Raw genomic sequence first — 14,000 nt, forward strand, 5'->3', positions numbered from 1 at the left:
GGAGCCCGGCCAATACGCAAGCTTGCGTAGATGCTTCCTGCCAAGCGAGGTGCGGCCATGAATCACCTGACGCGCAAGGACTACGCCCAGGCCCTGGACCTGCTGGCAGCGCTGGAGCCGGCCAGCGGCGACCTCGATGCCTTTGCGCGTGCGGCAGTCCGGTTGCTGGGCAGCTTTGTCGCGGCGGAGCTGGTCACGCTCTCGGTGTGCGACCTGGCCAGCGGCCACCGGGCAGTGGTGGGACTGCCGGGCATCCGGCTGGGCGCGCAGGACATCGCGGCCTTCGACCGGCATTTTTTCGAGCATCCGCTGGTGCGCCACCATGGCTTCGACGGCGGCGGCAAAACGCACCGGATCTCCGATTCGCTGAGCGGGCGCGACTTCCATGCCACACCCCTGTACGTGGACTACTACCAGCGCATCGGCCTGGACCAGGTCGTGGCCGTGCCGCTCTACGTGGATGCCCACACCCTGGTGAGCATCGTGCTGAACCGGCGCGACATGGACTTCAGCGAACGCGACTGGGAGCGGCTGGAACTGCTGCGCCCGCACCTGGCCTTTTTCTACCGGCAGGCCTGCCGCGCCCAGGCGGGGCTGACGGTGGACGGGGAGGGCGCCACGCCGCTGTTGCCCTTCAAGGCCCTGCCCGTTCCGCCGGAACTCACGCCGCGCGAGCGGGAGGTCTTGCGCTGGCTCGCCGCCGGCAAGACCGATGCGGACATCGCCTGGCTGCTGGGCATCAGCGTGCGCACCGTGCACAAGCACCTGGAGCACATGTACGTGAAGCTGGGCGTGGAGACCCGCACGGCGGCGGTCATGCGGGCGCTGGGCATGCTGGGCGTGCGGCCCCATTTGCACGCCTGATGTTCATGAGCTGGGAGCGATGCCCCGGGCGGGGGACGACGAGTCCGAGCTCGCCGGCCTCCATTGCTGCCGAGGGGCACCGCCGCCCAGCGGCTTGGCCGACGGCCAGTGCAAGCGCAGGCCGGCCATGTCCAGCACCCGCAGACCCAGGCGCTCGATGCGGATCAGCTGCAGGGCTTGCAAGCGGTGCAGCGCCACGTTTGCACGCTGGCGCGACATGTTGGCCAGCAACGCCAGTTCGGCCTGCCCGATCTGCAGAAGGCCAGGCGCATGTGGGCACAGCGATTCGTCCAGAAGGCTGGCGATGCAATGGGCCATTCGGGCGTCGGTGTCGAGAAGACGTTCGCGCTCCAGCGTGCCGATGAAATGGCTCAGCCGGGCATTGAGCAGGTCCTGCAGGTAGTGGTTGAAGGGGATGCTGGTCCGGCGCAGCCATTCGAAGGTCCGGCGCGGCATCAGTGCGACATGTGAAGGTCGCAGGGCCAGCACGTCGTAACGCCTTGGCTCGTGCTTGAGCAGCGATCCTTCGCCGAACCAGAGTCCGGCGGACACCCCTGCGAGGGTGGAGATGCGGCCGTCGCTGTTGCCGACCGACATCTTCACGAAGCCGTGGACGACGCCGATCCAGTAGTCGACCGGCTCGCCTGCGTGTGCGATGAAGTCGCCGGTAGCCACGTGACGGTCGAGCATGTTGCCCAGCACGTGCTCCAGCATGTTCGGCGGCAGAGCTGCGGCCCATCGGGACTGCAGGACCATCGACTCGAGCGCGCGCGCTCCCGCGGGCTCTGGGAATACCCGTGTGCTTTTTTGTCTCATTTGTCTTTGCGACGACTCGAGTCGTCGCGCTCCCTGATTACCGTGGCGAGTCTAACCACACAAATCAGGGAGCATTTGATGACATTTCGCACCTCGCGGACGCAGCGCCGCGCGTATTGGGCAACGATGCTGGCGGCGGCCACGGCCGTCGCGGTGATCGGGGGTTGCGGCGGCGGCGGCTCCGCGTCACCGGCAGCGTCATCGGCATCGCCGCCGGCATCGCCACCGGCATCGGCAGCATTCAACCTGAAGGTCCTTTCCTCCGACCCGCAATACGTCAGCGGCGGCGACGCTTTGGTGGAAGTGACGTTGCCGCAGGGCATCGACGTCGCGTTCAGCAGGGTTCAGCTTGCGTTGAACGGCAAGGACCTGGACCTGCCACTGGTTGCATCGGCCGATGATCCGCGCAAGGCCAACGTGCTGGTTTCCGGCCTGACGCAGAACACCCCGTCTCCTCCCAGCGAGGGGAAGGCGGTCGAGGGAAGTGCCAACGTGCTTCAGGTGCGGAACCTGGACCTGCCTGCACAGAAGTCGCAGCTGACCTTGACCAACTTTCCGATCACGGGACCCATCCTGTCCGGGCCCCAGATCTGGCCCTACGACTGCCTCACGGCCGAGAGTGGGCTGGGGGCGCCCGTCGACGCCTTCTGCAGCGCGAACACGCGCGTGGACTGGTACTACCGCACCCAGGACGTCGGTACGACGCCAGGAAGCTTCAAGTCGTACGCGCCTGGCCAGCCGTCGCCGGCGGACATGGCAACGGCCACGACCGCGGCGGGTGCGACGGTGCCGTTCATCGTGCGCGTGGAGTCCGGAACGATCAATCGCGGCATCTACCTGCTGGCGGTGCTGGACGACCCGAGCACCAGTTCGTCCCTGCCGAGGTGGCAGCCCGGGCCCCGATGGAACAAGAAGCTGATCGTCGGCTTCAACGGGTCCGCCGGCGCCGCGTACAACCAGGGAAAGTCCTCGGCGCTGGACTTCCTTCAAAACGCCGGCATCCCTCTGTCGCGTGGCTATGCCTACATGGCCTCCACCGAGCTTTGGAATCAGCAGCACGCCAATCCGCACGTTCAGGGCGAGACATTGATGATGCTGAAGGAACACATGATCAAGGTGTTCGGTCAGGTCCCCAGGTGGACGGCGGGGTTTGGAGGCTCGGGCGGCGCCATCCAGCAGTACCTGATTGCCCAGTTGTATCCTGGCCTGCTCGACGGAATCCAGGCGCTGGTGTCCTTCCCTGAGAGCTTCATGGCGGAGGTTGCCGAATGCCGGCTGCTGCAGAACACCTACACGGTGGCCCGGCCGACGATCGGGCAGGTCATCGACTCCCTCCCGCCCGAACTGCAGTCGCAGGTGCCCAAGAACGTGCCACGCGACATGAAGCTGCGCGTATACGCCTGGCCGGACGCCAAGCGGCAGGCGGTCGAAGGATTCCAGTCGAACGTCTGCGGCGCATGGGACGCCACCTATGCAGGCATGTTCGATTCGAGCTACGCCACGAGCTGCCTGGGCTCATCCCCCAATCCGCCGTCCTACACCATCTTTGATCGCAACCTGCATCCAGACGGCGTTCGATGCGACATCTTCCAGACGAATGCCAATCTCCTGGGCAAGCTGAACGCAAAGGCGCGCAGGCCATTCGACAACGTCGGCGTGCAGTACGGCCTGGACGCGCTTAACAAGAAGCTCATCACGATCGAGGAGTTCCTCGACCTGAACGCCAAGGTCGGGGGCCTGGACGAGGATGGGGCTCCCCAGGCGGCGAGGTCGGTCGCCGACCCCGACGCGTTGCGCCAGACCTACGCGGGCGGCTTGAAGAACAGCTTCAGCGGCTGGGGCCTGTCCAGCATTCCGATCATCACGTCGCGCAACAACAGCGATGCGCTCACGCTTGCGGCGTCGACGGATCCGACTTCGGGCGTCCTCCTTCAGGCGTACAAGCTCGCGGGGGTCGATGCGAGCAACTGGCGCATGGACATCCATGAGCCCATGCAGGACCTCGTCATTCGCGAGCGCCTCAAGGCCGCCAACGGTGGCAGGGCGGACAACCAGATCATCTGGAGCATGCCTTCTAGCGTTCCGCTGGCCGACCTGGTCCAGCGCTCCTTCGACCTGATGGAACGTTGGCTTGATGCCATCTCGACCGATCCGGCCCCGCGGTCCATGGACAAGGTCGCGCGGCTCAAGCCGGCGGATGCCGTGGATGCCTGCTGGGCGCCCGATGGCACACGCATCGACGAAGTGGCCTCGGACAGCCCCGGAACGCAGTGCAACAAGCTCTACCCACGGGCAAGCACCCCTCGGCTTGCCGCGGGCGCAAAGCTTGGCAACAACGTCGTCAAGTGCGCGCTCAAGCCAATCGACCTCCTCGACTACCAGGTCAGCTTCTCGGGCGATGAAATGGCCAGGTTGAAGGCCATCTTCCCCGATGGCGTCTGCGACTGGAGCCAGCCAGGCCAGGGCGCGGTGCCGCTGCGCGGCACCTACCTGACGCTCCCGCTTTCGGGCGCAAACTGAGCAGAGCCCGCTCAAAGCCCATGGGCCGCGCCCCCTCCACAGGGGCGCGGCCGTGCAACCGCTCCGGGAATCGGCCTCAAATCTATAATTGACGGCTTCCCCAGAAGCCAGGTGGCTTCGACCTGAATACGGGCCAATTCCGGCCCCGTCCGGCCGACAGCGGCCAGCCACCTTGCCCAAACCCCAGGACAAGATGAGCCAGCCCACGTTCACCGTCGCCGACATCCGCAAGTCGTTCCTCGATTTCTTCGCCTCCAAGGGGCACACGGTGGTGGCCTCCAGCCCGCTGGTGCCGGGCAACGACCCGACGCTGATGTTCACCAACTCGGGCATGGTGCAGTTCAAGGACGTGTTCCTGGGCAGCGACAAGCGCTCGTACAACCGCGCGGTCTCGGTGCAGGCCTGCCTGCGCGCCGGCGGCAAGCACAACGACCTGGAGAACGTGGGCTACACCGCGCGGCACCACACCTTCTTCGAAATGCTGGGCAACTGGAGCTTCGGCGACTACTTCAAGCGCGAGTCGCTCAAGTGGGGTTGGGAACTGCTCACCCAGGTCTACAAGCTGCCGCCCGAGCGCCTGCTGGCCACCGTCTACCACGAGGACGAAGAAGCCTACGACATCTGGACCCAGGAAATCGGCCTGCCGCCCGAGCGCGTGATCCGCATCGGCGACAACAAGGGCGGCAAGTACAAGTCCGACAACTTCTGGATGATGGCCGACACCGGCCCCTGCGGCCCCTGCTCGGAGATCTTCTACGACCACGGCCCGCACATCGCTGGCGGCCCTCCGGGCAGCCCGGATGAAGACGGCGACCGCTTCATCGAGATCTGGAACCACGTGTTCATGCAGTTCGACATGCAGCCCGATGGCAGCGTGATCAAGCTGCCCGCACCCTGCGTCGACACAGGCATGGGCCTGGAGCGCCTGGCGGCCATCCTGCAGCACGTGCACAGCAACTACGAGATCGACATCTTCGATGCGCTCATCAAGGCGGCCGGCCGCGAGACCGGCACGGCCGACCTGGGCAATGCCTCGCTGAAGGTGATCGCCGACCACGCGCGCGCCACCTCCTTCCTGGTGGCCGATGGCGTGATCCCGTCAAACGAAGGCCGCGGCTACGTGCAGCGCCGCATCGTGCGCCGCGCCATCCGTCACGGCTACAAGCTGGGCCAGAAGAAGCCCTTCTTCCACAAGATGGTGCCCGACCTGGTGGCACTGATGGGCGAGGCCTATCCCAAGCTCAAGGCCGACGAGAAGCGCATCGTGGAGACGCTCAAGGCCGAGGAAGAGCGCTTCTACGAGACGCTTGCCAACGGCATGGAGATCCTCGATTCGACCCTGGCGGGCGATGCCAAGGTGCTGCCCGGCGAGGTTGCCTTCAAGCTGCACGACACCTACGGCTTCCCGCTCGACCTGACGCAGGACGTGTGCCGCGAGCGCGATGTGACGGTGGACGTGGACGGCTTCAACGCCGCCATGGAAAAGCAGAAGGCCGCCGGCCGCGCCGCGGGCAAGTTCAAGATGGAGCGCGCGGTGGACTACGCCGGGGCCGGCAACGTGTTCACCGGCTACGAACACCTGGAAGAACAGGCCAAGGTGCTTGCCCTGTACTTCGAGGGCGCACCCGTCAACGAGCTGAAGGAAGGCCAACCCGGCATCGTCGTTCTCGACACCACCCCGTTCTACGCGGAGAGCGGCGGCCAGGTGGGCGACCAGGGCGTGCTTTGCGCCGAGGGCGTGCAGTTCGGCGTGGAAGACACGCAGAAGATCAAGTCCGACGTCTACGGCCACCACGGCGTGCAGACGCAGGGCACGCTCCAGGTGGGCGATGCGGTGAAGGCCCAGGTGGATGGCGCGCGCCGCGCGTCCACCATGCGCAACCACTCGGTCACCCACCTGATGCACAAGGCCTTGCGCGAAGTGCTGGGCACGCACGTGCAGCAGAAGGGCTCGCTGGTCGATGCGGACAAGACCCGCTTCGACTTCGCCCACAACGCCGCCGTCACGCACGAGCAGATCCTGGAGATCGAGAAGCGCGTGAACGCCGAGATCTTGTCCAACGTGCCCACGCAGGCCCGCGTGATGGACATGGAAGCGGCCCAGCAGACCGGCGCGGTGATGCTCTTCGGCGAGAAGTACGGCGATACGGTGCGCGTGCTGGACATCGGCACGAGCCGTGAGCTGTGCGGCGGCACGCACGTCACCCGCACCGGCGACATCGGCCTGTTCAAGATCGTGAGCGAGGGCGGCGTGGCCGCCGGCGTGCGCCGCATCGAGGCGGTGACCGGCGCCAATGCGCTCAGCTACCTGCAGGACCTGGAATCCACCGTGCACAGCGTGGCCGCCACGCTGAAGGCGCCCACGGCCGAAGTCGGCGTGCGCCTTACTCAGGTGCTGGACCAGGTGCGCGCGCTGGAACGCGAGATCGGTGCGCTCAAGGGCAAGCTGGCATCGTCGCAGGGCGACGAGCTGGTGTCGCAGGCGGTGGACGTCAACGGCATCAAGGTGCTGGCCGCGAAGCTGGAAGGCGCCGACGCCAAGACCCTGCGCGACACCATGGACAAGCTCAAGGACAAGCTCAAGACCGCGGCCATCGTGCTGGCGGCCGTCGACGGCTCCAAGGTGCAACTGGCGGCCGGCGTCACCGCCGACGCCATGGGCAAGGTGAAGGCCGGCGAGCTGGTCAACTTCGTGGCCCAGCAGGTCGGCGGCAAGGGCGGCGGCAAGCCCGACATGGCCATGGCCGGCGGCACCGACGCGGCGGCCCTGCCGGCGGCGCTGGCCTCGGTGCGCGGCTGGGTGGCCGAGCGCGCCTGATGATGCGCGGGCGCGGCGGCAGCTCCATGCCGTTGCCGCCCACCGCCGCAGCCGCCGCGGCCGCAGTGCTGCGGCCGGTCCCCGAGCTGCCGCGCCGCGTGCCCTACCGCACGCTGGGCGTGTCGGCCCTGATCCTGGCGCTCATCGCGCTCTTCGTCGGTGGACTCACGGCCTGGAACCGCAGCGTGCCGGGCGGCCGCCCCATCCCGGCCGGCCTGGAGCTGGAAGCGGGGCGGGGCGTGTACTACCGGCCGGCCGACGACTGGAAGCTGGACACCGTGCGCAGCCGCACCGGCAGCGTCTCGGCCATCTTCCACGGCGCCAACCGCTTCACCGTGCGCGTGCTGGAATGGCGTGGCGGCCCCGAGGGGCCGCTGCTGCGCCAGCGCGCCCGCTTCGAGCGCGGCCAGCGCCTGGCGATCGAGGGCGAGCCCGAACCCTTCAAGACCTCCGGCGGCCTGCAGGGCATGAGCTTCGGCTACTTCGGACCCACCCTGTCCGGGCGCTACTGGCAGATCACCGACGTGTCGCGGCAGCGGGTGGTGCAGGTCGACTTCCACAGCGTGCCCGAAGGCGCGGAGAACAGCCTGGACGAAGCCGAGGAGATGGTCGATTCACTGCGGCTGGAGGCGCGGCCGTGAGCGGCGCGGCCCCGTCCGCCGCCGCCACAAGCCAGGAGTGGCCGATCGGCCTGGACAGTTTCTTCCAGCCGCGCCGCGCGGCCTTCTGGCTGCTGGTCTTCTTGCTGGTGATGGGCGCGGTCTCGGTCGTGAAGATGTTCGCCATCGGCTACCGGGTGGTGCCGCTGACGCTGCTGTCGGGCGTGGTGCTGTGGGCGCTGTACACGCTGCCTTTCCTGATGCTCTTCCACCTGCTCGACCTGGACGAGGAGCATCCGCCGCTGGGCTTCGTCATGGCCTTCGCCTGGGGCTCCCTGGCCGCGGTGTACCTGGCGCTGCCGAGCAACAGCGCCATCCTGGGGCTGTGCGCCAAGCTGGTGTCGCCCACTTTCGCTGCCGAGTGGGGCGCGGCGGTGGCCGGGCCCGTTACCGAGGAATTCCTCAAGCTGATCGGCGTGGTGCTGATCATGCAGATCGCGCGCAACCAGTTCCGTACGCCGCATTCGGTGCTCATCCTGGGCGCGCTGTCGGGCCTGGGCTTCCAGGTGGTGGAGAACCTGAGCTACACGGTCAATTCGGCCGTCTCCTTTCCCACCGACAGCCAACTGATGCCGGTGGCGCACAACTTCGTCATGCGCGGGCTGCTCAACGGCCTGTGGAGCCACGCGGCCTACACCACGGTGGCGGCCTTCGGCGTCGTGTGCTTCAAGTTCAGGCGCGACCTGGCGATGCCGCTGCGGGTTCTGCTGGCGGCGCAGTACTTCCTGCTGGCCTGGGCGCTGCACTTCGTGTGGAACTCGCCGCTCATCAACGACTGGATCCCGGGCAACGGCTTCGCCTCGATGGTGGTGCTGACGCTGGTCAAGGGCCTGCCGGCGGTCATCGCCGTGTGGCTGATCTGGGGCGTGGCCTCGCGCGTGGAGAGCCGGCACCTGCAGGCGCTGGCCGCGTACTACGTGCCCGAGCGCGAGCTGATCCGCGACGACGAGCGCCGCCGCCTGGGCGCGCCGCTTCGGCGGCTGGCCGTGCGCCGCAAGCTGGCGCAGCGCTACGGCCGCCGCGCCGGCCGGCTCAAGGGCCGGCTGCAGCGCGAGCAGCTTCGGCTGGTGCTGCGCGCGGGCGAGAAGGGGCGGGGTGCGCACACCCGAAGGCTGGAACACCGCATCCTCCTCTTGCGCAAGGAGCTGGACTGGCTCTGCGAGCCGCCACGGCCTGAGGCATGATCGTCGCGCCGCAGGGCCGGCCGCCTCGCGCGTCTACCTTCCCGATCCCAAGAGACAACCTCTGGAGCCTTCTTCGACATGACCGCCTCCGTACCCGGTGAATTGCTCGTGATGGGCGCAGGCACCATCGGCTGCTACCTGGGTGGCCGGCTGGCCGCCGCGGGCGTGCCGGTGACGCTGGTCGGGCGGCCGCGCACGCTGGACGCCGTCGCCACGCGCGGCCTCACCGTGACCGACTTGGACGGCCTCAAGGCCCACGTGGCCGCCGGCCAGATGCGCCTGGCGCAGCAGGTGCCGGCGGGCGCGAGGCCGGCGCTGGTGCTGCTGTGCGTGAAGAGCGGCGCCACGGCGGAGGCCGCCGCGCAGTTGGCGCAGGCGCTGCCGGCGGGCAGCGTGGTGGTCTCGATGCAGAACGGCATCTCCAACGCGGCGACTGCCGCACAGGCCGGCCCGGGCCTGGTCGTGCTGCCGGGCATGGTGCCCTACAACGTCGCCGAACTGGGCCCCGGCGCCTACCACCGCGGCACGGCCGGGCGGCTGGTGGCGCAGCAGCACGAGGCGTTGGCGCCCTGGCTGCCGGTGTTCGAGGCGGCCGGCGTGCCGCTGGACGTGGTGGCCGACGCGCGGCCCGTGCAGTGGGGCAAGCTGCTACTCAACCTCAACAACCCGGTCAATGCGCTGTCGGGCCTGCCGCTGCGCGCCGAACTCATGGAGCGCGGCTACCGCCGCTGCTTCGCCGCGCTGATGGAAGAGGCGCTGGGCGTGCTGTCGCGAGCCGGCATTGCGCCGGCGCAGGTGGCGGCACTGCCGCCGCGCAAGCTGCTCGCGATCCTGCGCCTGCCTTCGCCGCTCTTTCGAATCGTGGCCGCGCGCATGCTCAAGATCGACGCCAAGGCGCGCTCCAGCATGGCCGACGACCTGGCGCTGGGCCGACGCACGGAGGTCGATGCCCTGAGCGGCGAGGTGGTGCGCCTCGCGCAGGCCCACGGCATGGCCGCGCCGCGCAATGCGCGCATGGTGGAACTGCTGGACGTGTGGCCCGCGCAGCCGCGCAAGCTCGCGCCGGCGCAGATGGTGGAGGCGCTCGGGCTCTGATGGCCTTGCCTGGCGTCATCGGCACGCTGCCGGACCGCTCGATGCCCCGGCCGGGCGGCGCGTCTGGCGCTGGGAACACGAGCGCGCTCCGCTGGCTCGCGTGGCTTCGGCGTTTCGCCTTGGCGATGGCCTGCCTGGCGCTGGTGGGTTGCGCCGGTTTGCCGACCTACCAGCCGCAGCCGCAGACGCAGGCCCCGTCGCCTGCCAGCGTGGCGCAGACTCAGCTGGCGCGCATCGCCCGCGCCGACGCGCCTGACGACCGCAGCCTCTCGGGCTTCCGCCTGCTGGCGCAGGGGCCCACGGCCTTCAACGCACGGCTGGCGTTGGCGCGCTATGCCGAGAAGAGCATCGACGCGCAGTACTACGTGCTGCAGCGCGACGCCACCGGCCTGGCCTTCCTGCGCGAGCTGCGCGCGGCAGCGGAGCGCGGCGTGCGCGTGCGGCTGCTGGTGGACGGCCTCTACGCCCCGGTGAGCGAAGACCTGTACGCCGCCCTGTCGGTCATGCCCAACTTCGAGGTGCGGCAGTTCAACCCGCTGCCCGCCCGCGCCGGCCCCTTGCCCTGGCGGCTGATGCTGTCGATGCGCGACCTGCGCCATCTCAACCGGCGCATGCACAACAAGCTCTTCGTGGTGGACAACAGCATCGCCATCACCGGCGGGCGCAACATCGCCGACGAATACTTCATGCTCTCGGACGTCAGCAACTTCGTCGACCTGGACCTGCTGGTGACCGGGCCGGTGGTGCCCGAGCTGTCGCAGAGCTTCGACGAGTTCTGGAACAGCGAGCAGGTGCGGCCCATGTCGCTGCTGCAGCCGGTGCCCGAGAAGGAAGATGCGCAGCGACTGCTCGACAGCGCCCTGGCCTCGGCGCCCCGACGTTTCATCGAGCCGGGCGTGGACCTGCTGGGCCTGCCGCCGGTGGAGACGCAACTGGAGGCCGGCTGGCTGACGCAGGTCTGGGGTGACGCGCGCGTGCTGGCCGACTTCCCCGGCAAGATCACGCTGGACGACCCCGAGGCCAGCTTTGCCGATAGCGTGACGCAGCGCACCGTGGCGCAGATCCAGGGCGCGCGCAGCGATGTATTGATCGTCTCGCCTTATTTCGTGCCGGGCGAGCGCGGCCTGGCGCTCATCCAGGATGCAGCCAGCCGCGGCGTGCAGACCTCGGTCATCACCAACGCGCTCAATGCCACCGACGAGACGCTGGTCTACAGCGGCTACTCGCGCTACCGCGAGCCCATGCTCAAGTCCGGCGTGCGCCTGTACGAACTGGGCGCGCACCTGGTCACGCGCGACCGCAAGCTGGGCAACTTCAAGTCATCGAGTGGGCGGCTGCATGCCAAGGTGGCGGTGGTGGACCAGCGCCGCATGTTCATCGGCTCGATGAACTTCGACGGCCGCTCGGCCTGGCTCAACACCGAGGTCGGCCTGATCGTCGAAAGCACCGAGCTGGCCGCAGAATTCCGCCTGCTCGTCGACGAATTGGGCCCCGGCACCTACGAGTTGCGCCTGGACCCGAAGCAGGGCGCCATGACCTGGGTGGAGCGCGACATCGACGGCGGCGAGACCGTGCAGTTCGACGAGCCCGGCTGGAGCACCTTCCATCGCTGGCGCGACTGGCTGCTGCTGCAGTTGGTGCCGGAGGAGATGCTTTAGCCCTGTTGGCCTGACAGGGCGCGTCCACGTACGTGTCTTCGTCCGAGAACTAATTCTCACCCGCGCGCTGTCGCGCCGCGCTATGCTGATTGCAGGCCAAGGTCCTCGAATGGAGGGCTTGAATCCTCAACCGTTGTCACGCGGTTGCTGCAAACGATCAGGGAGTGCAAAACAATGTTCCAAGCGCTGTTGACCAGCGGCTTGTCCGCGTGCGCGTTCTCGCGCCCGGCTGCCGCAATTCAGATGGGAGGCCTGCAAGGCCTCATCTCACCGAGCCAGGCTTCCTTCAGGTCGTCGCCCATGAGCACGATCCTCCGGGGAGTGCGCTGATGGCTCCCATCCGAACAGACACGCAGCACCCGATTACGATCCCCATCCCTGAAGACAAGCGGACGGCCACAGGCGCCGTTCAGTGGTTCTTGGAAAAGAACGAGGACAGCAAGGTTGCGCCGGTGCGCTACCGCAACGAACTCGACGTCTACATTTGCGGCGAGGACGCGTTCCGACAGATCGCAGGTGACATCAGAAGCGCCCGGGCCAGCGTGGAAATCATCTGCTGGGGCTTCGATCCGGCGATGGAACTGACGCGCGAAAGGCAGGAGACCTGGCCGCGAGGCGTCACTTGGGGCGAACTGCTGCGGGACGTGGCGGCGGGCAAGTTCAATGGCGGGCATCCGGTCCAGGTTCGCTTGCTGGCGTGGTATGGCTTCATTGGCAGCACGATGCTGGGCGCCAACAACATGCCAGGCTATAGCCATGACCGTCGCAGCACCAGTCAGACGAACCGGCCATTGAACCCGGACGACTGGACCGAAGGCCTTGTCTTCATGCCTCAAGACAAGCGCAAGGAGTTCAATGCCCGCTGGTACCAGGATGCCTTTGTCGGCGCCATCGACCACCTCGCCATTCGCACGCGCGACAACAGCCGCAGCGCGGTTCAGAAGAGCCTTGCCGATGAGGCCGGCAAGCGCGGGGCGGTCGAAAACCTGGGGTTGAGCGGGCTTCCCACCGATCACCAGAAAACCATCTTGATCGACTACGAACATGAGGGTGGCAGCCATGCGGTCGGCTACGTGATGGGGCTGAACAGCGTCACGGACTACTGGGACACGCAGAAGCATCTTTTCAACGATCCGCGGCGCGGCCAGCCTTGGGAAGGCGCAGGTGACGGGGCGCCGGGCCTCAAGCCATATCAGGACTATGCCTGCCGCATTCGCGGCGGTGCCTTGGTGGAGGTCAGTCGCAACTTCACTTCAGCCTGGAACCGTGCCTCGGGCAACGGGACTGCGATATCCCGCAAGCACGATGCTGCAGCACCCCCTCCACCGGGGCTCACCAGCACGCTCAAGGGCGACCTTCACAGCGCGCAGATCGTGCGTACCCAAGCGCAGGAGGGCGAAAAGACCATCGCCCGCCTCTACCACCAGGCCAGCAGCTTCGCGCGAAACTACCTGTACGTCGAGAACCAGTACTTCCAGCACACCGAGTGGGCGACGCAACTCAAGGCACATCGCGCGAGCTTCGCCAAATACTGGAAGGCCGCCGGCAGGGCTCAGTCGGATCTTCCTGACCTGCACGTCATGGTCGTGATCCCCACGCCGGAACGCAGCCAGATGGTCCCGCGCACCTACGACAGCATCAAGGCGCTGGGGCATGGAAGCTCCATGCCCAACCAGAACAAGCTCGTGGAGGATGAACTCAAGCGTCACGGCGAGCAACAGGCTCGCTGGGAAGCGCACGTGCAAAGCCAGGCCGCAAAAGGCGAGGTGCCGGACCCCGACTACTACCCGGCGCCGCTTTCTCCCATTGCGGCGAGTGCCAAGGCATTGGGCGCCGAGGGTGGCATCTCCAAGGATCTGCAATCCATCGGCATGCGAACCTTGGTGGCAAGTCTCTGGACCTTCGACCACGACTGGCGCAGTACCCAGCGCAAGGAGCTTGGCGTCCTGGCCGAGTTGGAAGCCACCGCGCGTTCAGACGCCAGCCAAGCAGAGCGGATCAAATCCCTGCGCGAGAAATTGGGAAGAGGGCGGTACCGGGAGATCTACATCCACAGCAAACTCATGCTCATCGACGACAGCTTCTTTACGCTTGGAAGCGCGAACTTGAACTTGCGAAGCATGGCAGTGGATACGGAGATCAACGTGGCCAGCGACAGCCCTGAGATAAGCAAGGATCTGCGAAAGCGGGTGTGGGCGATGCTGACGGAGGGGACCCTTGACGGTTACAGCGGAACTCGTGCAGACATCAAACATTCGTTTGAAAAATGGGAGGAGCTTGCCGAATCGAATGGTATCGAAAAGAGCAAGGGTAAGGGCCCGGTTGGGTTCTTGATGCCTTTTGAGGATGTGCGAACTAGCCGAATACGTTTGGCATGAGTACGGCC

The 14,000-nt window shown here is 67.1% G+C and carries 9 protein-coding genes; 8 read left to right on the forward strand and 1 reads right to left on the reverse strand.

Annotated elements, in window-relative coordinates; all coding sequences use genetic code 11:
* Window positions 1-57: 57 nt before the first annotated feature.
* Complete coding sequence (locus tag BM345_RS30445) at window positions 58-864, forward strand: helix-turn-helix transcriptional regulator (RefSeq protein ID WP_254789401.1); 807 nt, start codon at window positions 58-60, stop codon at window positions 862-864.
* Window positions 865-867: 3 nt separating this feature from the next.
* Here the strand turns inward: BM345_RS30445 and BM345_RS00500 are convergent, their stop codons facing one another.
* A complete protein-coding gene (locus BM345_RS00500; protein WP_254789403.1) occupies window positions 868-1,578 on the reverse strand; it encodes a Crp/Fnr family transcriptional regulator in 711 nt (236 codons plus the stop codon).
* 180 nt (window positions 1,579-1,758) lie between these two features.
* Between BM345_RS00500 and BM345_RS00505 the strand changes: the two genes are divergently transcribed.
* The 7 genes from BM345_RS00505 to BM345_RS00540 all read left to right on the forward strand — a co-directional run bounded on the left by BM345_RS00505 (window position 1,759) and on the right by BM345_RS00540 (window position 13,992).
* The gene (locus BM345_RS00505; protein WP_139237436.1) at window positions 1,759-4,200 is read left to right on the forward strand and encodes a DUF6351 family protein; all 2,442 of its coding nucleotides are present in this window, start codon (window positions 1,759-1,761) and stop codon (window positions 4,198-4,200) included.
* 193 nt (window positions 4,201-4,393) lie between these two features.
* On the forward strand, window positions 4,394-7,018 hold the full coding sequence (gene alaS / locus BM345_RS00510; RefSeq protein WP_093374445.1) for an alanine--tRNA ligase: 2,625 nt from the start codon (window positions 4,394-4,396) through the stop codon (window positions 7,016-7,018).
* A 26-nt stretch (window positions 7,019-7,044) separates the two neighbouring features.
* Entirely contained in the window at window positions 7,045-7,659 is a 615-nt protein-coding gene (locus BM345_RS00515; protein ID WP_139237437.1) for a hypothetical protein, read from the forward strand.
* On the forward strand, window positions 7,656-8,861 hold the full coding sequence (locus BM345_RS00520) for a PrsW family intramembrane metalloprotease (protein WP_254789404.1): 1,206 nt from the start codon (window positions 7,656-7,658) through the stop codon (window positions 8,859-8,861). Before BM345_RS00515 ends, BM345_RS00520 begins: the two co-directional genes overlap by 4 nt.
* 78 nt (window positions 8,862-8,939) lie before the next feature.
* Window positions 8,940-9,956, forward strand: a complete 1,017-nt coding sequence (locus tag BM345_RS00525; protein WP_093374449.1) for a 2-dehydropantoate 2-reductase — start codon at window positions 8,940-8,942, stop codon at window positions 9,954-9,956.
* On the forward strand, window positions 9,956-11,614 hold the full coding sequence (locus BM345_RS00530) for a phospholipase D family protein (protein WP_093374451.1): 1,659 nt from the start codon (window positions 9,956-9,958) through the stop codon (window positions 11,612-11,614). The genes BM345_RS00525 and BM345_RS00530 overlap by 1 nt, the downstream gene beginning before the upstream one ends.
* Window positions 11,615-11,943: 329 nt before the next feature.
* The gene (locus BM345_RS00540; protein ID WP_093374455.1) at window positions 11,944-13,992 is read left to right on the forward strand and encodes a phospholipase D-like domain-containing protein; all 2,049 of its coding nucleotides are present in this window, start codon (window positions 11,944-11,946) and stop codon (window positions 13,990-13,992) included.
* Window positions 13,993-14,000 lie beyond the last annotated feature (8 nt).

This window comes from Variovorax sp. OV329 (assembly GCF_900114785.1).
Classification (GTDB): Bacteria; Pseudomonadota; Gammaproteobacteria; order Burkholderiales; family Burkholderiaceae_C; genus Variovorax.

Excerpts from the sequence above, each read along its gene's own strand:
- BM345_RS00540 (WP_093374455.1), top strand. The coding sequence starts at position 11,944 with ATGGCTCCCATCCGAACAGACACGCAGCACCCGATTACGATCCCCATC.
- BM345_RS00525 (WP_093374449.1), top strand. The coding sequence starts at position 8,940 with ATGACCGCCTCCGTACCCGGTGAATTGCTCGTGATGGGCGCAGGCACC.
- alaS (WP_093374445.1), top strand. The coding sequence starts at position 4,394 with ATGAGCCAGCCCACGTTCACCGTCGCCGACATCCGCAAGTCGTTCCTC.
- BM345_RS00530 (WP_093374451.1), top strand. The coding sequence starts at position 9,956 with ATGGCCTTGCCTGGCGTCATCGGCACGCTGCCGGACCGCTCGATGCCC.
- BM345_RS00500 (WP_254789403.1), bottom strand. The coding sequence starts at position 1,578 with ATGCTGGAGCACGTGCTGGGCAACATGCTCGACCGTCACGTGGCTACC.
- BM345_RS30445 (WP_254789401.1), top strand. The coding sequence starts at position 58 with ATGAATCACCTGACGCGCAAGGACTACGCCCAGGCCCTGGACCTGCTG.
- BM345_RS00515 (WP_139237437.1), top strand. The coding sequence starts at position 7,045 with ATGCCGTTGCCGCCCACCGCCGCAGCCGCCGCGGCCGCAGTGCTGCGG.
- BM345_RS00505 (WP_139237436.1), top strand. The coding sequence starts at position 1,759 with ATGACATTTCGCACCTCGCGGACGCAGCGCCGCGCGTATTGGGCAACG.